Origin of the sequence: Muriicola sp. Z0-33 (assembly GCF_026126425.1) — a bacterium.
In the GTDB taxonomy this organism is placed as follows: domain Bacteria; phylum Bacteroidota; class Bacteroidia; order Flavobacteriales; family Flavobacteriaceae; genus JAFMPW01.
This window is the reverse complement of sequence record NZ_JAFMPW010000002.1, coordinates 111,642-135,727: the sequence shown is the minus strand read 5'-3', so window position 1 is coordinate 135,727 and position 24,086 is coordinate 111,642. Positions and strand designations below refer to the sequence as shown.

Sequence of the window (24,086 nt, the reverse complement as noted above, 5' to 3'; positions counted from 1 at the left end):
GATTATCCTGTGGATGATTAAAAAAGGCTGCGAGATGATGCGGCTGGAAGAAGTAGGCAGTGAGCAGCGCCTGGTCATCTATGCTGTTAGCGAACCTTCAGCATAAAGAATATCATAAACATTAGTCCAAAGCGTAATTTTAGAATTCCCCGGGGAACTAACAATATCAGACTCGTGGTAAATGGTGTCAAATAGCAGGCGTTTGTCTTCTACCTGATCGGTTTTAGTGTTCAGGTTGTTAAAGACCATGCTCCAATCTCTAAATAAACGCAGCGGGCTAAAAGCCGAATGCAATAACTGTACATTGCTGTGACGAGGATCTTCTAGAATAGTAGCGTAAAGTGTTTTTACTGTAATTTCATTGCCTTCAATGAGTTGAACAAATTTATTATTGTGATACAGCAGACAACCAGTGATCCCCAGGCGTTTGTTCTTTTTCTGTGATTTCAACAACATCTTTAAAATGTCTTTTTCGTCAAAAGATGGGTCGCAGACAGATCTATAGGTAATGCTGTACATAACTAAAGTAGTTTCAGAAATTGGTTAGCAATAGCTGTATGTTGAGATAATAGATCAATTCAGGGGAGCATCCTCATTGAAAATTACAAAGATTTTTACTTCTTGAATAATTTTATGAGGAATTTATAATTCAAACAATGCGCTTTGGGGTAAAGAGGTAGCCGTATCAGTTCGTATTTATAATAACCGTTCAGTGGGGCTATATCAAAAAAAGCTATTTGACATAATATAAATTATAGAACAAACATGTCAGTAATTTGTGTATAGCCCGTCAGGGCTATTGCTCAGGCACAAGGCGTATAAGTCTACCCGACCCCTCGACCACAATGTAAAGATACCCGTCGCTACCCATATGTACGTCTCGTACCCTGCCTATACCATCTAAGAGTGTTTCATGGCCAATGACCTCGTTGCCATTCATTTTTAAGCGATGAAGGTGTTGGGCTGCGAGCGCGCCGACGAACAAGTCGTTTCTCCAATTTCCATAAAAATCGCCGGAGACAAAGTCCATACCGCAAGGCGCAATTGATGGAACCCAGTAGTGAACAGGCTGTTCCATACCATCCATTTGCGTAAGATCTGTAAAGGTGGTACCATCATAATTGATACCATAGGATATTACCGGCCATCCATTGTTGTTGCCCGCTTCTAAAAGATTGATTTCATCACCTCCCCTTGGTCCATGTTCGCCTTCCCAAACAGCTCCGGTTTCCGGGTGCAGACTCATACCCTGAGGGTTTCGGGTGCCATAAGTGAAAATAGAATTGACCGCTCCGGCCGTATTATAAAAAGGGTTGTCAGTAGGAATCGCGCCATCGTCATGGATGCGGTGTATTTTCCCGATAGCATTGTCTAATGCCTGTGGGTAGATGTCTCTTTGTCCACGGTCTCCAACAGAAACGTAGAGGTATCCAATGTTATCAAACACTAGTCTTGAGCCATAGTGTGTACCGCTATTTAGGTATGGAAGTGCCGTAAAAATGGTCTCCACTTCGCTCAGGCTGTTCCCATTGAGTATGGCTCTTGCCACAGCGGTGGTTGTTTGTGATGAATTATTAGGATTGGCCCTGGAATACGATAGATAAATCAAGGAATTGTTTTCAAAGTCAGGGTGTATATTCACATCCAATAAGCCACCTTGCCCCTGCGAAACAATATTCGGGAGATTATCAACTTCTGCCAATTGCCCGTTACTTTGAACCAGGAATAGTCTTCCTCCTCGCTCTGTAACCAAAATATCCCCATCAGGTAATTGTACTACACCCCAGGGAATGCCGGGAATGTCATCCGTTATGGTTTCCACTCGAAAACTAAGGTCATCTGAAGTAATCAAGCCAGATAAATCTGGGTTTTCCTCCTCCAACATGGCTTGTGTTTTCCCTTCAATTTCCGAAAGTATATAATCAGCCAATTCCTCAATTTCTTGTTCGCTTAAAAGAGCGCTATATGCCGGCATACCATTGTTAGTATATCCATTGGTGATGGATTGCACCAGTTCTTCGGCAGAATTGCCATAGGTCCAATCGCGTTCTACAAATGAACTCATGTTTTGCCCATGGCAGCCTCCACAGTGATTTTGATAATTGGCCGGGGCTCCTACCAGATCCACCGTGTCATCGTCCGGATCAATTACTTCTTCTTCTAGCGAATCGGGATCCATTGAACTGTTACAGCTCAGCAGTATGGGCAAAAAAAACAACAATGCAAATTTCGTTGTTGCTTTCAACCATTTGTAAGTATCATTTAGTTTGAAAGCTATCTTAGAATTCTGATTTGGGGTGTTTGGGGCCAACATAATTCTTTATATTAACGGTGACGAAAACTAACAGCAAGCGTTGCGGCAAAATCATGTTCAACTTCTTATCCTACCACAGACGAAGCTATTTTACAATATCATAGCACCTGGTGTATTAACGTTATATATATTAACGATATTTATTAGAATAAATTATTGCTTTGGGATGCCGAAAGCGTTTTCGGTATTCGCGGATAATTAATTAAAAGTTTTGGAAAAATTTAAAAGGCTTGGGCAGGTGACACTATCCTTCTTTCCCACCTCCCGCTATTCGGAGCAGGGGCCGCTCGCCCATTGTAAAAACCAAATTAGTTACAGCTTTTTTTATCGCTAAAAGCGTCGGCTTGATCAAGAGCATCATTCTGGGAAATATTTTCCCTGTACAAAAGCATCCTGTCTATACCGTGAAAATCAGATCTGGCAGACACCTGTAATTCATATACCCCCGGAGATTCAAAAACTACGTAAATATCGTGGCCATCATGGTCTGAGGTCATGGCCTGCCAACTGAAACTATTGTTGTTTCCGCTTCTGTAAATTTTAAACCAGCCGTCTTTTGTGGCACCGTTGGGATTTGGCGACTTTCCACTACCACTGGGATAAACTACGCTGCCATTGCCCTTCTTGCCATAGAAATCCTTGGCATCCGGGAAACTTAACCAGGTATCGTTGTGTTCCGTACCATTGCTGCCTTTTCTAAAAGAGGATCTCCAGGTAAACTTATACGTACCCGTAGTTGTGATCATTAGCGGAAAGGTGACCCTTCCATTACCAGGAGTTCCCAAGCTAGGGCTTCCCTCCCATTGCATATAGCCCTGACCGGAGACATCAGCCACATCATTTTTTAATTTCCAACCTTCGGGAAAATCATTGTTTTCGAACTCAATGCTAATAATGCCGTTGCTTTCTTCAAATATAAAACCAACATCCGGGCAACTGTCTCCTTGCTCATCAACAGATTCTTCGTCCTCCTGCCCAATATTGTCTTCAATAAATTCTTCCTCTATTCCTAATTCTTCAGTACTGCAGGAAATAAATAGGAACAAAACTAAAACGGGCAGGTAATATAAAGCTCTCATGATAAGGGGTTTAATTGAGGCAACGCTGGTGAAGATTACATATTGCGCCTAATGTCCAACTTTCGATAAAATCCACAAAAATGTTAAGATTTTTAACCAAATATCCCAAAGACGGGAGGTAGTGAAGTAGTTTTAACTACAGACCTTCTAAAATTAAACCGAATGTGTCAGCCGTATTAGCTCGCCCCCAATCGCAAACATTCACAGGATGTATTTGCCCGTCACGTATTTAAAAGCAATTATCCACTTTTTAATTGTTCGTAACTGTTGTTGTTGCAATTGAAGATGAAATAATCACAACCAGCATTGCTAATATAACCTCATGCACTTCTTTAATGGTAGCACTAATAGCGCTGCTATTTTTTGCATCAGCTATAATTGCTTTTATGTTGCCTTTACATCTCTTGGAACGATCCTTACCATAAACTATTCTATTTAAACCACAAGTATCAATAAGACTGATCAGCATAAGCTCTTCTAATGTTGGCTTTTTACTATATTCTATTATTTCGCATAATCTTTTTCGTAGGATATTTTCTGGCTTAGAGTTAACAGTTGGGAATTTATCATTGTTAAATACCCATAAAAACTTTTGTTCTCTTTTAGCTAAAATTCCTTTCAATATTAGCTTATCAAGGATTTCTTTTTTAATCAATCGTTCTTTGTTTCCAAACTTTTCTACCCAATATTTAAGAGAGCGATTTTTCTTTGAACGTACCAATAGCTGTAAATAACTATCAAGCAAAGCATCATCAATTCGTTTTAAGTTATTTACAACAACTTTTTTGTCAACTATTTTGATACATTCCTTTAATGAAAGTTCTAATAATATAGCACCAGCTAATCCATAAGTTAAAGCAAATGGCCCGGATACAAATGTTCCCTTTTCATCATCTAATGCCAGTAACAGCAATTTATCTGCCAGGTTCAAGTCTATCATAAAATAAGTTTATATATATATTAGTTAATTAAAATTCAGGAATGTTACAATAAAAGGTTTATTAATTAACGTGAGAACATTATAAAGTTCAAATAGGTCTGTACTGTAAAAGGACATATACCAGGTATTTGCAATAATATCAGGTGTTACCAGGGGTGTGCGTATTATAAGAATGCAGGAACATCAACTCGCCAACAATTCCAATCATCTCTGAAAACGAGGAATTATTTAATATTCAAAATCCTTTTAAAGATACGTAGTTCGCAATGGTAGAACTCAATAAGGCGGGTTTTAAAAGTATTTTCTTTGGAAGTATTTTTCATGGATTATATGTCTTGTTTATCTATTAGTACATAGACATTCAAAATTGTCACACATTAAATACTATTATATTTCATTTTGTTAAGCTTTGGTACAGAAACTATTCGTAAGAAATTGTAAGCAATTTGAATGCCCTGCATCAATTGGACTTATATATAGCTCTCAGATATGATCAAGCTATTTCCGCGGTTTTAATTGTTTGCTCTTTAGGCACATTACTTTGTTTATCAGCTATTTATGTCCATTTGCACACTTTTTCTTACCACCGATATAATACCATCTGGTACTACTTAAGATTTAAACTACATTGTAATTGAATTAATATATACAGTTATGAAAACACAGAAATTTATTTATTTGATCGTTCCAATTATTACACTGCTTATTTTCTTTGGTTGCAACCCCAAAAAAGCGGAATCTCAGGAGGAAGATGTTGTTGAAACAGTTGAAAAGACTGAATCCATATCTGCCGTATCAGAGTTTAGGACTGCCTTATCTAAATTACATCGCTCGGATCAAATTAATGTATTCGCTTCGCTTGACCCAAAGATTAAAAGTGCGTTATGGCAAGATAGAATTGCATCTAAATTGCAAGAATTAAAGGAAACCGAGCGGACATCATTTCTCAATGATTTACTTCAAAAAATTACACCAGCACTTTATACGGATTCAATTGCTGGTTTAGAATTTGGTGAATTCATGGAAAATAATTGGCAGAAGGCACTTCCGCTCTTTGATGGTGACAGTTTAAGCCTAAATAAATTCTACACCAAAATCGGACCCGGCCCCGAGGCAATGGTTCAGATGATCAAGGCTGATGTAGATTGCAATTGCAGTGTGGCGTTTTCCGGTACAATTAGAGGAGATTGTAGATATACCGATGAAATCTGTGCAGATGTTGATTGCAATGTAACTTGGCCTGGCTGCGGCACAGGATGGGTATTTTCTTGTACGGGTATTTGCGAACCCAAGTAAATTGTTTAGCGCATCAATTGTATCCAAAGGAAAATTCTTTGCATTAAGAAAATGTACCTTAAGCACAGTTATAGTCAAGAATGCTGGTAGGGGGACTTTTTTTAATAAGGTCCCCTACTCTATTAAGTTTAACATTTTGCCTCTATATTCATGAGCCTCAAATAAAGTTTAGCCATCACTATTCTTCCTAGTACATCAAAAGGCCTACTAGACCTTTTTCATTTGGCCTTATTCCAAGCTCAAATCACTCCATCAAAGGTGAAGTAGGCATAGCATTAATCATTATTTCACGGACAACACAACCAACTCCATCCGCCATCAGGACATGGGCACATCATAAACGAAAGCTTGGCAGACTTGTTAGTATAATCCTCAGTAATACCTTGAGTATTTATTGAGTCTACTTCAAAAATCAATCTTACATTACTCATGTCATCAATTCCCAATTTCTTTTTAAGAAAATTTTGTTGTGCAGCAGTAAATTCAAATTTTTCGCTCATAATGTATTTACTTTTATTAATTAATTATTGCAATTTTAAGTGTATCAATAATAGGTTGTGATAGTCCAAGGGCAGGAATTTCCCCATAAACTTTAATAGTATCAACTTTGGTCTCTGTTGAAATCTGTAATGTTGCTGTAGTCTCTGATGATTCAATATAAACTTCACGAGGGAAAATAGTTACATCTGCATCAGTGTAAAAAATGAATTTAGTATTGTCACTGGGAAATCCACTATTATTAAAAAAAAGTGCTCTCAATTTTGTAGAATTCCCAGGAGTTAATTTTAATTTAATTGAATCTGATATCACCTGAACAAACGAGGGTAATTGCGGAATTGATTCAAAATCTTCTGTTCTTAGATGATCAGAACCTTCATTTACTTGTATTGTGAATGGACCTGCTGTTCTTGAGGCTTTAAGTTTAATGGTATCAACATAGGCGTCATCATTACTATTATATTCAATAAGCATTTTAGCGGAAGTAGAATCATTGGGCCATAAGCCCCAAGTACTTTTTAAAGTAACCTCCTTTGAATCACCATACTTTACACCAGGTAGTTTTACAACAAAATTGTAACTAGAAAATCCATCGGCTATTAGACTGTCGCGAGATTCTATGAGATTGAATTGAAATTCGTCAATTGAAGTTAGGTCCTCACTAGGATCATAGCAACCCATCAAGAACAATAAAGTTGCTAAAAAAAATATACTATTAATCTTCATTATTTTTATTTTATAGATTTAAATGAGCCGTAAATACCTTCAAATAAGGACTTAAGCTTTAAATTTATCCCTACAGATACGGTATGTGCAGAGTTGGTCTTGAAAGTACTATCCCCATTTACATTACCATCTAAGGATTTGAATAGTATAGCTCCATAGCCAATTCTTATAGCATGTGATAAATTAATTCCAATTCCTCCGTAAAGGGAAAAGGTATCTCCAACCAAATGTTTTCTTCGCTCACCCTTTGTAAGCTCTTTTGCAAATAATGGTACTCCCAGCTGGACTGTCAAAAATTTTTCCCACCCTTTAATCTGCCAAAAAGGAACATCTTCATTGGTAGGACGAATATCAAAATGTACACCTGTGTAAGGAGCAAAGCCAGAAAACCCGTCAGAAAAGTAATAAAGTAGGCCAAAATCTGGTTTGATTAGTCTGCTGTTTCTAGCCACAAATTGATAGTTGAACGTATTGTTTTGAACAGTGTTTGTTTGCAATCCTACAGGAACGTTTATATTATTTAAGTATTTATCTATATCGCTTCTCACTTTAAGCTTATCCTCGATTTTTTTCTTATTCTGATCGGCTACTTTATTTACTTCCTCAAAGTAATTATTATACTCATGAAAATTTAAATCTACTTCAGGTGTAAGAAAGTACAAGTACTGCCTAGATGAACTAATATGCTGTTGCGTATTTATAATATTGTTAAGTCGAGAACTAAGACTAGTAGTTGGTTTATTAATATTGACACTTAATCTACCAATTGAATCAAAACTAATTCCATATGTACCTTGAATTATAAGATCTCCATTATTTCTTAATGTTGAAAGTAATCCATTGATTTTTAGATAACCTTCTACCATAGGATTAATAACAATAGATGAATCCTTAATTACATGTGATGGTAAAAAAGGACCAGGATGTTTCAGTTTAGGCGGAAGTTTTGTGTACTGAATTTCTTCTGAATCTGATTTGAATAACTTGGTTAATCCTTCTTTTGAATTATCCAAATCTTTCCTTAAATGCCGAGGATTTATTATGAACTTAATTGATTTATTTTGGGGTAAATTCCTCTTTGGAATCAAGAACAGCTCTATTTCATCAAGTGCTTCATTGCTATAATAATTTTTTGCTAAGCGCTCTAGAACCGCTACTTTCTTCGCCTCATTAGTGGCGACAATTAAATACCTTTTATTTGGTCTTAATGGTGGAATCTTTACAGTAACGCTATCACCATTTCGATTTATTATTTCTAGGGGAGGAAGCAATTCTGCTCCATTTTTTTTCTCCTTGATAAACCTTGTTCTTTCACTTATATCTTTTAAATATTTTACATCTTCTTCGTACTCCTTAATTTTTGATTCATTATTTTTTATTTGATACTTTAGTTTAAGGAGTTCGCTGGTAGTTTCCTGGGTACTCGATATTTTGTTTATCTCTATTGATAATTCCTTTAAACTGTCTGATTTTCTTGTCCATTTCGAAACTATGTCTTTATTAGCTTGAATTCTCTTAATAGTGGAAACTGAATCTTTTGCAATTTTAAGGTTTATCAAAGAGTCCAAATTTGATGAGCGTAACCACCCGAGTTTAATCAAAGAGGTATTCCTGTCAAAAATAACTTCCTCCTTATTATTAAGTCTAAACAAATATGCATGTTTTATTGGAGTATTTTTTTTACCTATTAGTTGTAAGGAAAATTCAAGATCGTAGGGAAATACCTGAGTTTTCGCGGTATCTATAGCAAAACTAGATCGAAGCTGTTGTGCACAGAGTTCTACACTTAAGGGGCCTATAATAAGCATTATAAGTAATAGCATTTGACTTATTCTACTATTGGTAACCCATAATGGAGAATCTACTGCTTTAGATATCATAATTATTCCTATTAATTAAGATTGCATAACCTAGATATTAGATGCTCCTACTTACAAAGGAATACCTAATCTACAGTCAAAATTTTAATTTTATATTGGGGAAATAAAGCGTAAGTGCTTTAATTTTTGAGATTCTAAAAATAGAAATTGAACCTTAAACCACACTATATAAAAACCATAGTATTTCTATGGTTTTACTTTGATATTATTAAGGTTTTGGTAGAAATACTACTGCATCATATAGAGGAAAACCTCCCCAGATACATGAGAATGCAGCAGCTGGGATGCATATTGTGAATATTGATTGGCAAAACTATAGCTTTGTTTGTAGCATGTCTGGAGATAAGCTCCTCCCCTTTTATCAGGGCCAGGTAGATCTGCAGTGGTTTATTCATTGGCCAAGACAGAAGGAATCTTTTTCAATACTCTCGTACAGATTTTACATCTGATGTCACCATATTATGCATAGCATTGATTAATCTAAATATCCAGATAGGCTTAGTATTTCGTTGGGGGTCAATTCACTTAGTTCTAGAATGTCTATCCCTGAATTGGACAAAGCTTTCCTAACCAGATAATTTCCACTTCGATAACCAATAGACGTTCTGCCGTCGGGATGTTGAAACATCCATTTTTGATAATCCGCATCTTTAGGCAATTCCATTATTTCTTTAACCCAACTATCGGCAATTGAATCTTTTGGTGGACTATTTGCTTCCAATATCAAATTGGTATACACTTCAGAAAAAACAACGGCCAATCCTTCGTTTACAGCAGCTATTGCTATTCCTTGCTCAAATTTGTTATCCTGAATCGCCCACCCGCGGTATAAATGATGAAATTCGTGGAAAACAACATCTTTTAAAGCAGTTTTAACCGCATTTGCGATCCCGCCTGGAAATCTATAAGATACCTGAATTTCTACTAAAGGAGGTATATTAGATGCTGTTCGGCCGGTAACCCCTCCTACTGATTCAATATCCCAGTCTACAACTTCAACCACTACTTTTATACTATCCGGGAGCTCAGGTAAAAGCGTGCGGACTTCCTTTTCTGAATTAAATATCACTTCACGGATCAGTTGTTTTTGAGGCATTGTAAATTTGCTCGAATCTTCTTTAAAGGCAATTTGCAATTTTGTTGATTCACCGCTGTTAGAGTCATTTTTACAATTGCTTATTGTTAACAAAGTAATTATTAATGACAGTATCTTCAATAGTTTCATTAGGTCTATGTTTTGTTATGAAGACTTCCATAAAGCATAAATGTTACAATAGACGCAAAAAAGGCAGCATGTTGCCATACTGCCTTTTTTATCTTTTAGCCTGTTGTAACTATGGTGCCACCAAGGCCAACTCCGTGTTTTGTTGGGTTTTATTCCCTGCAATTATTACAATATTTTCTAAGCTTTGCATTTCATAGCCTTCTTTTTCTATGGTAATACTATATGTGCCGGCATCCAGGCCCATAATTGCATAACCTCCTTCGGCATCAGTAAAGGTAGACGTAATTACTTCTTCCCCATTATATACTGTGACTTGTGCCCCTTCTACAGCAGTAACCACATCCTCTATGGTCTCGGTGACCAGGCCTGTGAGTGTTCCTGCAATAGTCATATTACTGGCCTTTATTATAGGCTTAAAATTAAACCCTGTAATGGCATCTGCACTTCCTTTAGGAACAAATGATCTGCTCACATCAAAGTCTAGCAATAGGTCGGATGTCAACCCCCCATCGACCACCAATTCTGGTTTTATAAAGATTTTAATGCCGGTGGCGTCTCCGCTAGGTACCTTAAGGTTGTACTCGGTGCCCTCTTTAAGGACCACATTTACCCCTTTAACATATACCCGGATCAGGTCATAAGAACCTGCAGGTACCTCCGTATTTACAAGGGTTTCTGTAACCCCATTAGTAAGTTCTAACAGGTTTACTTCCTTTTCTTCCTCAGACACTATTATAAATCCGTTTTCTTCAGATTTCGCTCCCTCCTCCTCGGGCATTTCCCCCTCGGATTTGTCTCCCTTATAACGTACCTCTACTTTAAAGATAGTTACATTAGCCTCCGCTACATCGTCTGTCGGGAAAGGGGCATCGGTAAGTTGCACTATTAACTTGCCCATTTCCGGGCCATCATTTTCATTAGAACAGCTAATCATTACCATTGCTGCCAATAGGAACAACATTAAAGATTTAATTTTCATACTTCTAGTTTTAACGTTAATTAAAATCAAATAATCGCCCCAATTTTTGTGCAGTATAACATTTTATCCACTTCTAACTTTAATTTTAAGGTATATTTTCGATGAAATACGGTCTCCCTATCCCTTTTATAGACAAAATGGCAGGCATAATCTATAAACAAAACCACGCAAAATAGGCCATATATCATTACTAATTTCGAATTATGAAAGATTATTCTTACTTTCAATTCACTACACCGGTTAATCATTAAAAGCGAAACACATGAGTTATATAGCTAATTTTTTTGTCTCTATTGATCAATTGGGAAATGTTATCGCGGGGGGTAATCCAGACAACACAGTATCCTCCAGGATTGGCTACTACAATCAGCACAATTCGTCAGGAGAAAAGGCCCCATGGCAATGGCGGCTTTTTGAAAAAATCATCAACTTCTCTTTTTGGCCCATAGACGGCCCGGGGCATTGCCACGAAGCATTTCATAATGATGCCGGAGAAGAATTTGACGAAAACACCAACAACATTATATTTGCCATCCTGGCCTCGGTAATAATAATCCCAAGTTGCCTTTTTATTTGTATCCTCTTGTATACTTTATATGCATTCGGCATTGTTTCTCCCAAAAATATTGATAGAAATAAGAACATTAAAAAACGCCTGAAGTTAGCCAAAGCCAAGTTAGATGGTACGCTGCACGAGTTAAATGAACATAAGGTTACAGTAGATGAAGAACTAAAATTAGCCTCCGAAACAACTATCAAATCTGCAAATGAGGTGTCCGATAAAATAAATGGGATGTTAAATTTAATGAAGCGACTAAGTAACTAGAGCGGCACTATACAATCTCGTTATATAAAGTAGCGATTTAGTTACTGCAGGTTATAAATAGAATTATGTATTTTAAATGAACATATGTCGATTCTAAGAAGCATCTTATTTTCTTTTATTTTCATAAGTTATCCAGCACTTTGCTTTGGGCAGCTAACAGCCGGAGTAGATTCCATATCAAACAACAATAGTAACACACAGCAAACTTCACTTCTTAAAAAAATGATCCTTCCTGCAGCCCTTACAGGAAGTGCTATATTGATCAATAAGAGCAAATTTGAGCAAGATTTGCAGCCAAAAATATACCGCAACCTAACCACCAATATTGACAATTATACCCGCTATGCGCCACTCGCAGGCGTATTCATAGCAGACTGCATTGGTATTGAAGCTGAAAATCATTGGTTTGACCAAACAAAAAATGCGACATTCTCTTTATTGCTTACGCAATTCATTACAAAAGGATTAAAAGCAAATATAGATAAAGAAAGGCCAGACAGCACAGATTACAGAGCCTTCCCATCAGGCCATACTTCGACAGCATTTGCAAGCGCTACAGTACTCTATGAGGAATTTAAGAACACTGCACCATTTTTGGCCTATTCTGGTTATGCATTTGCGTTGGCCACCGGGTATTTACGAATGGCTCAAAACAAACATTGGCTATCCGATGTGTTGATGGGTGCTGCTATAGGAACGGCAGTCACAAAAATAATCTACCATTTTGATTATCTTTTTAACTGGAACCCTTTTAAACAATCAGAAAAATTAGTGCTATCTCCAAAACTGGATCACGACAGTGCCGGATTTTATTTTGTGCTGGTATTTTAGAAGTTTGTTTTCAGGCTGGGCTGAATCCCCATCTTGTCCTGCATCTTTCCCCGGAAGTAACGCTGATTATAATTAATGTATCCCCCGGCAATTGCCTTCTAAGGTAACCTGAATCTTATCTATTTCTGTGGCCCCTGGAGGTATTTCCTCCATGGTTAACCCCTCATAATCATTGGCTGCTTTCCAATTGGCAATGGTTTCACTAAAAAACTGAGAAGCTGCTGCATTGGTTTCGTATACTATTAAATCAAAAGATTCGCCCTGGTCCCCACCAAACCTGGTAACCACCTGCCACTTACCACTTTCTTTATAGGAGGTGTTGGTATAGTCCGACTGTGGATAGAATTTTTTGTCTGTAGGCATTAGCAGTACCCAAATGTCCTTATCATGGTTTTCCGGATAAACTCCCATAGTAAGGATTCGGCATCTTACCGCATCACCATCAACCGGAGATATTACCTGCACATCTTTTACCGGATACTCAACTTGTAATTTATTACCGGTGTCAAAAGTTTCAATTATGGCTAATGGGTGCATTGCCCCATAACTATATCCACCATAAAACAGTAACACCACACCTATACTACCTAATGTTATCCTTAGGCTCGTATTCTTTTTATACAGGATGGCAATTAGTAAACAAATGGCCCCAACTATGACCGAAATTATTACACTGGTTAGCATCTTAAATCAATTTAATTTTGTAAATAACTGTATACTACAAGATAAGAAATTTTATACTACTATTCTAAGTAGGACTACTCTTAAGTGGAATAAAGTAGTACTCAAAAGCTTTAGCTATAATAACTAGCTGCAAGCTACTAAATCATTCTTTCATTTTTTAATTCCAGAAAAAGGCTATTAATAAGATGAAGTACCTCATGGCCCGAAGACTAATTATTATTTCTTAATTTCAATCACTTGCAAATGAAAAGAGATCTATAGATAAGCTTTAACCCAACCTTCATGATAAACACTTTTAAAACCATTACCGTAGCCCTCCTTTTATGTATAGCACCTCCGATTCTATCTCAGGATGATCATCATTACCAGACCGATTTCTCTGTTGAAAATTTTACCCAGCGACGTACAAAACTGCTAGATGCTATAGGCAACAATGCTATAGCACTGATTCAGGGTGCAAGCGGGCATGCCGGATTCAGTATTTTCCGCCAGTCTAATACTTTTTACTACCTCACCGGATTAGAGACAGATCACGCCTATTTATTATTAAATGGCAAGAACAGACAAAGTACGCTGTACCTTCCCCATAGGGATAAAGGCAGGGAACAGGGCCAGGGAAAAGTGTTGTCGGCAGAAGATGCGGAACTGGTTAAAAGCCTCACCGGGGTTACTAAAGTTAAAGCTTATGAGTATTTGTCGGCAGACCTGCTCAGGACAGGTCTTATAAAATCTGCCACTCCCCTACTATTTACACCTTTGGGCCCGGCTGAAACCGGTAATGACAGCAGGGACGAGATTTTATATGCACAGGGGCGTATCGCAGCAGATCCATGGGATACTACCCCAGCAAAAGAGGCCCTGTTTGTTCAAAAAATAAATTCGCAATTTCCACAATTTCAGATCCGTGATCTTTCTCCAATCCTGGATGAGCTCAGGCTCATCAAGAGTGAAGAAGAAATCCTACTCATCCGCAAAGCCACACAAATTGCCGGATTGGGCATCATAGAAGCAATGCGTTCTACCAAACCCGGAATTTATGAATATCAACTCGATGCTGCTGCCAAATACGTTTTTCACCTAAATGGCTCTCGTGGAGATGGCTATGCCTCTATCATAGGAGGAGGTACCAATGCTTATATGGGACATTACTTTCATAAGACAGATGTCCTCAATGCCGGTGACTTGGTATTGATGGACTATGCACCGGACTATAAATATTATACCAGTGATGTTACCCGGATATGGCCCGTCAATGGGAAGTTTAACAAGACACAAAAAGCACTGTATGACTACATTGTAGCCTATAGAGATGCCCTTTTTAAATATGTAAGACCAGGAGTTACTTCAGACGAGGTGTTAGACCGTGCCGCTGCTGATATGAAACAATACTTAAAAGGAAAAACCTTTGCAAAACCACAGCATTTAAAAGCTGTGGAAGAAGGAATAAAATTCAGGGGGCATTTTCAACACCCCGTAGGGATGGCGGTTCATGACGTAGGCGTTGTACATCATGTACCCTTGCAGCCGGGTATGGTCTTTACTATAGATCCGATGATCTGGATTCCTGAAGAACGGTTATACATACGCATAGAAGATGTGGCCCTGGTTACAGAAGATGGTGTAGAAAACCTAAGTGCCTTTGTACCTTCTTCTATTGAAGCCATAGAAAAAACGATAAAAGAAGAAGGTTTAACAGAGTTCCATCCGCCAAGCCAACTGCCTTTTAAAAATTAGCATCCATTTTGATACTACGAAAGACATATTTTTCACCTATGAAATTCTGCTTAATCCTCTTTGCAGTGACTGGGTTGATCACTCCTGTTTCGGCAGATACGCTTACAGACAATTATCCGAAGAATCCCAAAATAGATGCAATTAACTATACATTCCGTATCAGCTTGTCTGATGTCACAGATGAAATTCGTGTCAGAGAGACCATAGATATCCGCTATCTGGCTGCTGGGGTAACAAGTTTACGCTTAGATCTCATCAAGGCTTCCGAAAAGTTAGGCAACAAAGGGATGTTGGTTAGTAAAGTGGTTTCTGAAGGTGAATCCTTAACGTTCACCCATAAGAATGATGTGCTGACCATACAGCTACCGGCCCCATCTTCCCACAATCAAAAAAGCAGCTATACGATATCTTACAAAGGTATACCGGCAACGGGGCTCATAATTGCAAATAACAAATATGATGACCGCACATTTTTTAGCGATAACTGGCCCAATAAGGCCCGAAACTGGTTGGCCACAATAGACCACCCATATGACAAAGCTAGCTGTGAATTTGTAGTTACTGCACCTGGGCACTATCAGGTGGTTTCTAACGGATTGATGATGGAAGAAACCAACTTGGCAAATGGCATGCGTCTTACGCATTGGAAACAATCCGTACCTATTGCCACATGGCTGTATGTTCTGGGAGTAGCCAGGTTTGCGGTGCAATATGTGGGCGATTTTAATGGGAAATCTATCCAGACATGGGTATATCCCCAGGACAGGGAGGCTGGTTTTTACGATTTTGCTATACCCACCAGGAGCGCATTAGAATATTACAGTAATCAGGTGGGCCCTTTTTCTTACGAAAAACTGGCCAATATACAGTCGAACAGTGTGGGTGGTGGCATGGAAGCAGCTTCTGCCATTCTTTACGGGGATAATTCTGTGGTAGGCGATAGAAACGAGCGCTGGCGTAATGTGGTAATACATGAAATTGCCCATCAATGGTTCGGAAATGCTGTCACGGAGTACGATTGGGATGATGTATGGCTTAGTGAAGGATTTGCCACCTATTTCACCTTGCTCTTTATTGCCCATCAATATGGCCATGATGCGTTTTTGGAAGGACTCGCAAAAAGTAAAAAAAGAGTAGATGATTTTTACAGGACCCACCCGGATTATCGAATTGTCCATGATAATCTTTCTGATATGTCTAAAGTAACCAGTTCACAGACCTACCAAAAAGGAAGTTGGGTATTACATATGCTTCGAGGAGTAGTAGGTACAGACAATTTCTGGAAGGGAATCAGATCGTATTACAAGAAATACAAAGATGCTAATGCTACTACTGCCGATTTTCGAAGAGAAATGGAGGAGGCTTCAGGGATGAATCTTGAATATTTTTTTACGCAATGGCTCTACAAAGGAGGGGCATTGAAATACAAAGGCACATGGCATTATAATAGCCAGAAAAAAGAAGTAACCGTACTACTTGATCAGGTACAGACCGATGGGAGTTTTTTTAAGATGCCATTGGAGCTGGGGATTTACGGGCCGGATCAAAAACAGCATCACATCAAAAAGTTACAGATGGATGAAAAATCAAAGCAGTATACTTTTTCCCTTGATTTCGTTCCAGAAAAAATGGTTATCGACCCCAATTCATGGGTATTGATGGACGCAGATTTTAAAGAAAAGCACTAAGTTATTCTTTTTTTAATCCCGCATATAGCATTACTCCTGAAGTATAAAGAATAACCACAATTACCACCCATCTGAGTACATCCAGAGGTAACGACTTTACTATAAAAGCGGCAATGGCTACTGCAACAATCCCCGGAATCGCCATGGCTACGGCGGCCTTTTTGTTATACGCCTTTTCACGAATAAAACGAATTGAAGCCGGAGGCATCAAAAAAGCACAGGAACCCATCATAATTGGAAAGGCTACTTTGGGAGACATCCCAAGGGCAAAGACCAGAGCCATGCAAGGGGCATAAAGTCCAATCCCAGCAGTCATCAAAGCTCCTAATCCAAAGTTGGCGATTACCGCAATGGCAAGTTTGCCGTTAGAGAGGCCTATGGCCTCACCCCCGCCCTGTATCCATTCCATATTGGTCGCTAACATAAAAAAAGCAGTGACCAATAATGCAAAGCCCATTACCAATCTGATCTTCTTTTCTGATAATTTGGCGACAATACCGGCGCCCAGAACTGCACCCAGTGCTGCAGCTAAGAACATGGCTACCAGGGTTATGGGTTCTACTTCAATAATGGTTATAAAAATTAGTGCCTGTAACAACACCGGAAGCGTATTGGCAACGTTCATGGTACCCGGGATATGCTTGTCTTTGGTTTGTTTTGTAAACTTTAGCAGGGCGGTTTGCGGGGCAAATGCACCAATGCCAAGGACATCAAAGAAATTTACAACAAAGCCTATAACAGAAGTTTTAAGCCAACTGCTGTCTTCCAGTGTCTTTCTGTGCGTAAGAAAGTCCTTGGTTAAAACAATAGCAAACCAGAGGGCAAGCCCGGCCAATGAAATCCAAATTGCTGTTATCATAGATGTAATTTAAAAGCCTGTTTTGCCTTAACCCTATGGTCTTGGTCTAGCATACTTTATAAAAAGCCTTGCCTTTAATTGTTTCCCCTTTTGCCAATCTGGCTTCTATCTCTTTTGCAGTTTTTGTAATGGCCAAACCACCCAGTCCGGTACAGCGGTGCGTATTGGGAAGGGCATCCCCTACCCTTTTCATTGTAGCTATAACTTCGTCTAGCGGAATTAAATGGTCGTATTCGGACAGCGCCATATTGGCGCAGGAAATGGCATTTGTAGCTGCCATAACATTTCTGTTCAGACAAGGCGCCTCTACCCTGTCTGCAATCATATCGCATATCATTCCCAGGCTCGACTGCAAAGCTGTAGATGCTGCGGAAAGCGATTGATGCAGGCTGCCTTTTTGTAGCCCTACAATCCCCGCGGCTGCCATCCCAGATCCCGATCCGCATTCGGCCATACAACCTCCAACTTCTGCTGCGAAAGTAGCATGAGCTGCAATAAACACCCCTATCATACCTGCAGCCAATAGGGCCTTTACCATTTCATCTTCCGAGAGTTTTAAAGTATGGCCAATCCCGATAATTGCACCGGGAAGCGCACCACAAGAGCCGGCTGTAGGAGCTGCAACCACAACGCCCATGGCACTTTTTACCTCCATCATTGCCGAGGTATATAAGATCACGTTATTCAGGATATCTCCCTCTACCAGTTTTTTCTCTTTTAACTTCTTCTGATACTCCTGGGATTGTGCTCCCAAAATCCGGTCGTCATATTGGGTGCCTTGTAAACCAAGATCAATGGCGTTCTCCATGATGCCTAGAATATCACGCATTTTTTCAAATACTTCCTGCTCTGAAATACTTCCACGTTCACTTTCATAAGCCACCGCTAACTGCCACAATTCTAAGTCTTTATCTGTATTGTATTCTAGCATTTCATCACAAGTGATAAAGGGAACACTTAGGTCTTTACGCGCCATTATCGGCAGTACAGGATGAATTTTCTTTATGAAAAGCACTTCATCTTTGGCCAGGAGTTCCTGCTCTAGCTGTTTACTAAGGAATTGATTTGATTTAATTTCAATAAAAGTAGCGCTCCCCTCTCGCACCGCAATTTCATCACAGGGAAAGGAATTTTCTATTTGCTCTACCAGAGGGCCAACTGATGAAACATAGACAAGGGTCTGATAAAAATCGCCGGCCATGCTCACCCTGGCCCCATCAATTTCAATTACCTCTACCATACCTCCCCCTAGAGAAAGGGCGGTTACGTATCCTGATTCCTTATCATTTTTTAGGGTGATCTTATAAGTATTGGGATGTGTGGCACCAATGGGATGAATGTCTATTTTAATTGAAATCCCGGCTTCTTCTATCGCTTCTAAATAATTGGGCAGGCGCTCATCGTCTGCATTCCATCCCAGAAAACCTCCAAATAACCCCATGTCCGATCCCTGCCCTTTGTGCGTAGTGGCCAGGGAACCGTTTGGATCAAACTCGATATACACTTCTTTAATATCCCCATCCATTAAATCACGGCACATTCTGCCAATGCGTAAAGAAGCCGCACAGTGCGAACTGGAAGGGCCGCGCATCACCGGGCCAATGACATCATTAAAGATACTGGGATATGTTTTCATTTGGCGAATTTCAATTCATATTTGAAAATCAAGGGTTTAATAAAGATATAAGGATTTTGTCAATGACGTATCAAATGCATCCATTTATTGAGACCAAACATCCAAATTCACTTATTTAATTGAACGTCATATTTCATTATAGTTTTTGTAGGTCAGGCAAATACACTGGCAATTGCCTTGTCTTAAAATTAAAAATCACTATTTTAATTATTGAATATAAAATTGATGCTCATGGGCCTTACCCCCTTGAAAGCACAACGATAAATAGCGCAAAATGAAAACACGAATCGTCATCCTTTCATTGGTATTCTCCTTCGTCTTTAATCTTTTTGCATTGGCTCATGATGGGCACCATGATGCAGATCTTGCAGAATTGAACGACTACCTAATGGCAATACAACTGCTGCGGATAGAGGATTCCCGGGCCGCTGAAATATTCAAAACCTGGCAAGAACTCAAATACGAATCCTGGACAATACGAAGACTTACAGATGATCAGGATTTACTGATCAACTCTGAAGACGTGATGGAGCAGATTGCCAAGACCAAGGCCAAGCAGGGACAACTCATGGAGGAATGCCGAAAGTACTTTGCAGATTTAGTGCAAAACCAGCCGGCTATCAGATTTAGCCTGGACCAATCTATAAGCAGCGATTGGGATGCTCCTGTTATAGCCGTTCAGCTACAGCACTTTAAAGTCTTGCTGGTGGAAATACAGAACAATAGAAATACAGTAGCCAATGTAAATTTGAATAGCGCTGCAAGCGATGAAATATTATTTTGGAACAAAAATATTTCGATAGCCGCCAATGCCACCAGATATACATTTGTAGTGTTCGCGCCATTAAACCAAACGCTGACGACCAGTTCACTGAGCATAAATGACGGTAATGGAAATATCGCTACAGCCCTGATTAAACTAGACGGAACTCCCCAGCGCGATAACAGATATACCTTGCTGCCTTCAAACGATAATCTGACACATGTAAACTTACCATCTGATGTTGATAGTGTTACTAAAACAGATTCCTCCTTTAAAGAGGTCATTGATTTTAATATTACAGACAAAGAGAGTGGTGAGCCCTTAGCGGTAAGGGTGGAAGTCAGTGATGCCAGGGACAACAAATATTGGACTCCAATCCAGGGGGCTTACTATGCGGTTGATCGAAACAGGAAAGTAGGCTGGAACACTACCCTTTGGGAAAATCAGCCGGGCCCATTTTTCTATTTGGAGGGTGAAGGAAAATTAGGAACCAGTCCCAAAGGGAAGACGGCCAGGATCTATCACGGATTTGAATACAAGCCTTTAGAATTACAAATCCCGGAAGACGGAAAAGTAAATGTGGCTATGGAGCGCTGGATTAATATGCCCCATTTGGGTTGGTATTCCGGACAGACCCATATCCATACCACAGATTTAGGAAGTCCGGTACAATTTAGTCAGTATTGGCCGCTGGTTTCACGGGCAGAAGATTTAAAAGCTTCGTATATATTAACCCTTAAAGGGGAATGGAACACACATGCCATATATGCCAATGAGTATCCGATGGGTCCCAGAGACGCTTTTAGCACTGAGGAGCATCATATCAGCTACGGGGAAGAGTTTAGAAACAACCCCTATGGGCATCTTGCTTTTCTTGGACTTGGCTCTTTGATACAACCCATCAGTACAGGGGCACTGGGGGAAGTTGGAGGTCCCGATTATCCTGCCAATGCCACTATTCTAGATAAGGCTCTGGCACAGGGTGCAAATACTATTGCCGCACATTTCGGTGTTTTCAGGGCAAATAAGATTGGACAGATAAAGGCTGGTTGGCCTTCAACCGGCTTTGAAATGCCGGTGGATGTTGCGCTTGGAAAAATTCAAATAGCAGAAATTGAAGGCAATGGCGGGCAAACCGATGTCTGGTATGATCTTCTCAATTGCGGATTTAAGATTCCGGCCACGGCAGGCCCCGACTGGTTCCTGAAAGATACGCCCAGGGTCTATGTTTATTTAGGAGAGCAAAAATTTACCATGGATAACTGGAGAAAAAGATTGCGAGAGGGAAACAGTTTTATCACCCGCGGGCCCATGTTGTTTTTTAGTGTTAATGGTGAGCATCCCGGGAGTACTCTGGATGTTAAAAATGAACAGACTGTTTTTGAGATAAAGGCCCAGGCACTTAGTCCGAACGGTGCATTGCCCGTTGAAGTAGTATATAATGGGAAAGTCATACTTAAAACTTCTCAGACCTCTATTCAGGTAAATTTAAAAGATTCTGGATGGTTAGCGGTACGGTGCCAGGGGGCACATTCTAATCCTGTATATATTAATATGGAAGGAAGACCCGCAGGCCAGGCTGAACCGGCCAAAAAATTTATACAAATTACAGATCGTCTGGCCGATTGGGTTAAAACGAAAGGGTTATTTGATAATGAAAATCAAAAAACAGAAGTGCTCAGGATCATTGAAGAAGGCAGAATGGTTTATGAGGACATAGTGAAAAGCGCGACGGCCTTAGGACGAGAATAGACAAAAATATGCTAGCTATTATAACTGATTTATTAGGAGTGAATCTAATCCTACCAGGACAGCTCACCACTATCAACCCCTTTTCCGATACGCCGAAGGTGTAATCCCTTCAAACTTTTTAAAGGCGGTATTAAAGGAAGATAAACTGCTGAACCCTATATCAAAGGCGATAGAAGAAATGGTATACTTTTCTGCATGCCCATCTAGCAACAGACTTTTTGCATGCTGAATGCGGTAGTAGTTTATAAAATCATTAAAATTCTGTTTGGCATACTGGTTAATAGCCTCCGAGGTCTTCTGGGTGCTTTTTTCAAGAAGGGCACTTAAACTGCCCAGGGAAACATCGGATTCCAGGTAGATCTTTTTTTCTTGCATAATCCCGGTAATCTCTTCAAACAAAATAGCATTGTCGTTTTTGGCAAATACTTCGCCGTCTATCTGGGTGGCCTTCAGCCTGAAGGCCTGGTAACTTAAATAATAGATGACTAAAGAATACACAATAGGACCTACGATATAGGGCACTGTGTCTTCAATAATATTCAGGACATACGATCCCCATATAAACACAAAACCCACCAACAATAACCTTAACCATTTCAGCAGGGCGGTTTGTGATTTTGTGCGTTGAGCCTTCGGATGGTCAATGGCAATTTTCTTTACCATACGGGCGCTCATTAATATGTAAAAAGCCAAATGCAGGTAGATGAAGATTATACTACTGGCAAAGACGATTACAGCCTGTTTGTTGTTTTCATCAAACCAATCTTTGGTGATAAAAAAACTCATAACCAAAACCAGTATAAACGGCACCAGTTCTGCCAGGAAATTCCTGGGGATCCTAAAATGTGCCCTGGTCATTGTTAATACATACCATCGCAATAAGGGCCCTATAACAAGAAGCAGGGATAATCCGGCAAAAATAAACAGCGGCTCCAATTCATCTCCAAAATACAGCATGACAGATTTCCCGATCCTGAAGGCCATGAAAACCAGTACCAATCCCAGTAACAGGTTAGGGAGTGTTCTTTTCTTATTAAAAAAACAGAGATAGCTTGCAAAAAATACTCCATGCAAAAGCCCGGCACTACTGATTAGTATAAGAAGTATATCTGAAAACCCCAACTGCCTATTTTTCCCAAATTTAACTATAATCTATCCGCTAGCCTTCCATTTTTTTGGCAAAAGAAACCAGACCGATAAGATCATAGAACCCTCCAACATTGCCTTTCATTACCGCAATGATACCGTGTTTTGCAATCAGTACCCGGTTAACAGGGGTATTAGCATTACCCGCCATTTCTCTTAGCATTGTTCTGGCCTCTTCGGTACCTTGCTCATGATAGGCATTCAGGACTTTCACCGCATTTTCCTCATCAGTAATTTCACGGTACTTTGGGGTATATCCCAATTGCTTTACCATAGTTTCGGCCACTGCCCAAACAGACCAGGGATTCTGACCTGTGACCAAATTCTGGTCATGACTCATTTTTTCAAGGTACATAGCCCCGGCACTAAAGCGCGCCCCTCTTGAGGTTAACTTATCTTGTAAAAGAAAGGGGAATATAGATGCTGCATCAGGAATTAATAAGAGCTCCTCTTCATTGGTAAAACTACTCACGGTTTTATTCTCCAGAATAGATTTGCCATTCTCTAAGGTAACGTTCACCAGGGCGGCCGGGCCATGGCATACAGCTCCTACCACTTTGTTGTTCTGATAGTAGTTTCTTATAATACTTTGAATCTTTTTGTTTTCAGGAAAATCAAACATGGCCCCTTTACCCCCAACAAAGAAGACCGCTTCATAATCCTCTTCAACCACTTCCTCTATGGCAATGGTGTTATTTGCCTTCTTCTGGGCATTCGAATCATTTAGAAACGCGAAATCATAGGCGCCCATATCTTCATCATCTATAACCACAGGCGGTTTCCCTCCTTTTGGGCTTGCGACATCTACCTCAAAACCGTTGGCTTTAAAAACATAATAGGCGCGGGCCAGTTCAGTTAACTCATAGCCAGTAGTTTTTCCACTGCTACCCATAAGATCTGTACTGGTCACCACAGCAAGTATCTTTCCCCTTGTCTGAGGAACATTTTCAGATACATACGGAAGGTTTTCTACCAGGGTGTTCCCTATTTGTTTGTCACTTGGAGGAATTAAACCTTTAAACCAGAGTCCAAAGGAAAAGAGAAGAACAATTAAACCAGTAATGGTGATTAAGGTCCATTTTAAAATCGGATATTTTTTCAACATGATAATTAAGATTACTTATTAGATTTTGGGCTAAATAAGACCTTATATATCGTAAAAGCTGTTTAAATGATAATTCCGTCAGTATTAAATTACTTTAGAAGTATTGAAAAATTGGGATAGTAGAA

General features: G+C 39.4%; 20 protein-coding genes. 6 read left to right on the top strand and 14 right to left on the bottom strand.

What is annotated here, in order from left to right; all coding sequences use genetic code 11:
- Window positions 1–78: 78 nt before the first annotated feature.
- The 4 genes from J1G40_RS03500 to J1G40_RS03485 all read right to left on the bottom strand — a co-directional run bounded on the left by J1G40_RS03500 (window position 79) and on the right by J1G40_RS03485 (window position 4,333).
- Window positions 79–519, bottom strand: a complete 441-nt coding sequence (locus J1G40_RS03500; RefSeq protein ID WP_265241026.1) for a BLUF domain-containing protein — start codon at window positions 517–519, stop codon at window positions 79–81.
- A gap of 277 nt (window positions 520–796) precedes the next feature.
- Entirely contained in the window at window positions 797–2,314 is a 1,518-nt protein-coding gene (locus J1G40_RS03495; RefSeq protein ID WP_265241024.1) for a PQQ-dependent sugar dehydrogenase, read from the bottom strand.
- A gap of 308 nt (window positions 2,315–2,622) precedes the next feature.
- Window positions 2,623–3,393, bottom strand: coding sequence for a hypothetical protein (locus J1G40_RS03490; RefSeq protein ID WP_265241023.1), 771 nt, complete (start codon window positions 3,391–3,393; stop codon window positions 2,623–2,625).
- 250 nt (window positions 3,394–3,643) lie between these two features.
- Entirely contained in the window at window positions 3,644–4,333 is a 690-nt protein-coding gene (locus tag J1G40_RS03485) for a GOLPH3/VPS74 family protein (RefSeq protein WP_265241021.1), read from the bottom strand.
- A gap of 654 nt (window positions 4,334–4,987) precedes the next feature.
- Between J1G40_RS03485 and J1G40_RS03480 the strand changes: the two genes are divergently transcribed.
- Window positions 4,988–5,629, top strand: a complete 642-nt coding sequence (locus J1G40_RS03480) for a bacteriocin fulvocin C-related protein (protein ID WP_265241020.1) — start codon at window positions 4,988–4,990, stop codon at window positions 5,627–5,629.
- 287 nt (window positions 5,630–5,916) lie between these two features.
- Here the strand turns inward: J1G40_RS03480 and J1G40_RS03475 are convergent, their stop codons facing one another.
- The 5 genes from J1G40_RS03475 to J1G40_RS03455 all read right to left on the bottom strand — a co-directional run bounded on the left by J1G40_RS03475 (window position 5,917) and on the right by J1G40_RS03455 (window position 10,937).
- Complete coding sequence (locus tag J1G40_RS03475) at window positions 5,917–6,129, bottom strand: hypothetical protein (RefSeq protein ID WP_265241018.1); 213 nt, start codon at window positions 6,127–6,129, stop codon at window positions 5,917–5,919.
- Between the two features lie 16 nt (window positions 6,130–6,145).
- Window positions 6,146–6,853, bottom strand: coding sequence for a hypothetical protein (locus tag J1G40_RS03470; protein WP_265241017.1), 708 nt, complete (start codon window positions 6,851–6,853; stop codon window positions 6,146–6,148).
- Window positions 6,854–6,858: 5 nt separating this feature from the next.
- A complete protein-coding gene (locus tag J1G40_RS03465) occupies window positions 6,859–8,733 on the bottom strand; it encodes a hypothetical protein (RefSeq protein ID WP_265241016.1) in 1,875 nt (624 codons plus the stop codon).
- Between the two features lie 475 nt (window positions 8,734–9,208).
- Window positions 9,209–9,958 carry a DUF2268 domain-containing protein gene (locus tag J1G40_RS03460; RefSeq protein ID WP_265241015.1) on the bottom strand — a complete coding sequence of 250 codons (750 nt, stop codon included), beginning with the start codon at window positions 9,956–9,958 and terminating at the stop codon, window positions 9,209–9,211.
- Between the two features lie 109 nt (window positions 9,959–10,067).
- Complete coding sequence (locus tag J1G40_RS03455) at window positions 10,068–10,937, bottom strand: DUF4382 domain-containing protein (protein ID WP_265241014.1); 870 nt, start codon at window positions 10,935–10,937, stop codon at window positions 10,068–10,070.
- A 262-nt stretch (window positions 10,938–11,199) separates the two neighbouring features.
- Here J1G40_RS03455 and J1G40_RS03450 point away from each other — a divergent pair, with 262 nt between their 5' ends.
- Complete coding sequence (locus tag J1G40_RS03450; protein ID WP_265241013.1) at window positions 11,200–11,763, top strand: hypothetical protein; 564 nt, start codon at window positions 11,200–11,202, stop codon at window positions 11,761–11,763.
- A gap of 84 nt (window positions 11,764–11,847) precedes the next feature.
- On the top strand, window positions 11,848–12,594 hold the full coding sequence (locus J1G40_RS03445) for a phosphatase PAP2 family protein (protein ID WP_265241012.1): 747 nt from the start codon (window positions 11,848–11,850) through the stop codon (window positions 12,592–12,594).
- Window positions 12,595–12,666: 72 nt separating this feature from the next.
- On the opposite strand, the gene J1G40_RS03440 is transcribed toward J1G40_RS03445, so the two are convergent.
- A complete protein-coding gene (locus tag J1G40_RS03440) occupies window positions 12,667–13,278 on the bottom strand; it encodes a hypothetical protein (protein ID WP_265241011.1) in 612 nt (203 codons plus the stop codon).
- 282 nt (window positions 13,279–13,560) lie between these two features.
- On the opposite strand from J1G40_RS03440, the gene J1G40_RS03435 reads away from it, so the two are divergent.
- Entirely contained in the window at window positions 13,561–15,012 is a 1,452-nt protein-coding gene (locus J1G40_RS03435; protein ID WP_265241009.1) for a M24 family metallopeptidase, read from the top strand.
- Window positions 15,013–15,050: 38 nt separating this feature from the next.
- The gene (locus J1G40_RS03430) at window positions 15,051–16,700 is read left to right on the top strand and encodes a M1 family metallopeptidase (RefSeq protein WP_265241007.1); all 1,650 of its coding nucleotides are present in this window, start codon (window positions 15,051–15,053) and stop codon (window positions 16,698–16,700) included.
- Window position 16,701: 1 nt separating this feature from the next.
- Here the strand turns inward: J1G40_RS03430 and J1G40_RS03425 are convergent, their stop codons facing one another.
- Together J1G40_RS03425 and J1G40_RS03420 are read right to left on the bottom strand one after the other, a co-directional pair.
- Window positions 16,702–17,559 carry a sulfite exporter TauE/SafE family protein gene (locus tag J1G40_RS03425; protein WP_265241005.1) on the bottom strand — a complete coding sequence of 286 codons (858 nt, stop codon included), beginning with the start codon at window positions 17,557–17,559 and terminating at the stop codon, window positions 16,702–16,704.
- A gap of 46 nt (window positions 17,560–17,605) precedes the next feature.
- A complete protein-coding gene (locus J1G40_RS03420; RefSeq protein WP_265241003.1) occupies window positions 17,606–19,195 on the bottom strand; it encodes an L-serine ammonia-lyase, iron-sulfur-dependent, subunit alpha in 1,590 nt (529 codons plus the stop codon).
- Window positions 19,196–19,469: 274 nt separating this feature from the next.
- On the opposite strand from J1G40_RS03420, the gene J1G40_RS03415 reads away from it, so the two are divergent.
- Window positions 19,470–21,710, top strand: a complete 2,241-nt coding sequence (locus J1G40_RS03415; protein WP_265241001.1) for a CehA/McbA family metallohydrolase — start codon at window positions 19,470–19,472, stop codon at window positions 21,708–21,710.
- A gap of 72 nt (window positions 21,711–21,782) precedes the next feature.
- On the opposite strand, the gene J1G40_RS03410 is transcribed toward J1G40_RS03415, so the two are convergent.
- Window positions 21,783–22,832: an AraC family transcriptional regulator gene (locus J1G40_RS03410; RefSeq protein WP_265240999.1), complete on the bottom strand. Its 1,050-nt coding sequence runs from the start codon at window positions 22,830–22,832 to the stop codon at window positions 21,783–21,785.
- Window positions 22,833–22,869: 37 nt separating this feature from the next.
- Complete coding sequence (locus J1G40_RS03405) at window positions 22,870–23,961, bottom strand: type 1 glutamine amidotransferase domain-containing protein (RefSeq protein ID WP_265240997.1); 1,092 nt, start codon at window positions 23,959–23,961, stop codon at window positions 22,870–22,872.
- Between the last annotated feature and the right edge of the window lie 125 nt (window positions 23,962–24,086).

Bases quoted from the DNA above. Each gene is read 5' to 3' on its own strand.
- J1G40_RS03500 (WP_265241026.1), bottom strand. From the start codon at position 519: ATGTACAGCATTACCTATAGATCTGTCTGCGACCCATCTTTTGACGAA.
- J1G40_RS03495 (WP_265241024.1), bottom strand. From the start codon at position 2,314: ATGTTGGCCCCAAACACCCCAAATCAGAATTCTAAGATAGCTTTCAAA.
- J1G40_RS03490 (WP_265241023.1), bottom strand. From the start codon at position 3,393: ATGAGAGCTTTATATTACCTGCCCGTTTTAGTTTTGTTCCTATTTATT.
- J1G40_RS03485 (WP_265241021.1), bottom strand. From the start codon at position 4,333: ATGATAGACTTGAACCTGGCAGATAAATTGCTGTTACTGGCATTAGAT.
- J1G40_RS03480 (WP_265241020.1), top strand. From the start codon at position 4,988: ATGAAAACACAGAAATTTATTTATTTGATCGTTCCAATTATTACACTG.
- J1G40_RS03475 (WP_265241018.1), bottom strand. From the start codon at position 6,129: ATGAGCGAAAAATTTGAATTTACTGCTGCACAACAAAATTTTCTTAAA.
- J1G40_RS03470 (WP_265241017.1), bottom strand. From the start codon at position 6,853: ATGAAGATTAATAGTATATTTTTTTTAGCAACTTTATTGTTCTTGATG.
- J1G40_RS03465 (WP_265241016.1), bottom strand. From the start codon at position 8,733: ATGATATCTAAAGCAGTAGATTCTCCATTATGGGTTACCAATAGTAGA.
- J1G40_RS03460 (WP_265241015.1), bottom strand. From the start codon at position 9,958: ATGAAACTATTGAAGATACTGTCATTAATAATTACTTTGTTAACAATA.
- J1G40_RS03455 (WP_265241014.1), bottom strand. From the start codon at position 10,937: ATGAAAATTAAATCTTTAATGTTGTTCCTATTGGCAGCAATGGTAATG.
- J1G40_RS03450 (WP_265241013.1), top strand. From the start codon at position 11,200: ATGAGTTATATAGCTAATTTTTTTGTCTCTATTGATCAATTGGGAAAT.
- J1G40_RS03445 (WP_265241012.1), top strand. From the start codon at position 11,848: ATGTCGATTCTAAGAAGCATCTTATTTTCTTTTATTTTCATAAGTTAT.
- J1G40_RS03440 (WP_265241011.1), bottom strand. From the start codon at position 13,278: ATGCTAACCAGTGTAATAATTTCGGTCATAGTTGGGGCCATTTGTTTA.
- J1G40_RS03435 (WP_265241009.1), top strand. From the start codon at position 13,561: ATGATAAACACTTTTAAAACCATTACCGTAGCCCTCCTTTTATGTATA.
- J1G40_RS03430 (WP_265241007.1), top strand. From the start codon at position 15,051: ATGAAATTCTGCTTAATCCTCTTTGCAGTGACTGGGTTGATCACTCCT.
- J1G40_RS03425 (WP_265241005.1), bottom strand. From the start codon at position 17,559: ATGATAACAGCAATTTGGATTTCATTGGCCGGGCTTGCCCTCTGGTTT.
- J1G40_RS03420 (WP_265241003.1), bottom strand. From the start codon at position 19,195: ATGAAAACATATCCCAGTATCTTTAATGATGTCATTGGCCCGGTGATG.
- J1G40_RS03415 (WP_265241001.1), top strand. From the start codon at position 19,470: ATGAAAACACGAATCGTCATCCTTTCATTGGTATTCTCCTTCGTCTTT.
- J1G40_RS03405 (WP_265240997.1), bottom strand. From the start codon at position 23,961: ATGTTGAAAAAATATCCGATTTTAAAATGGACCTTAATCACCATTACT.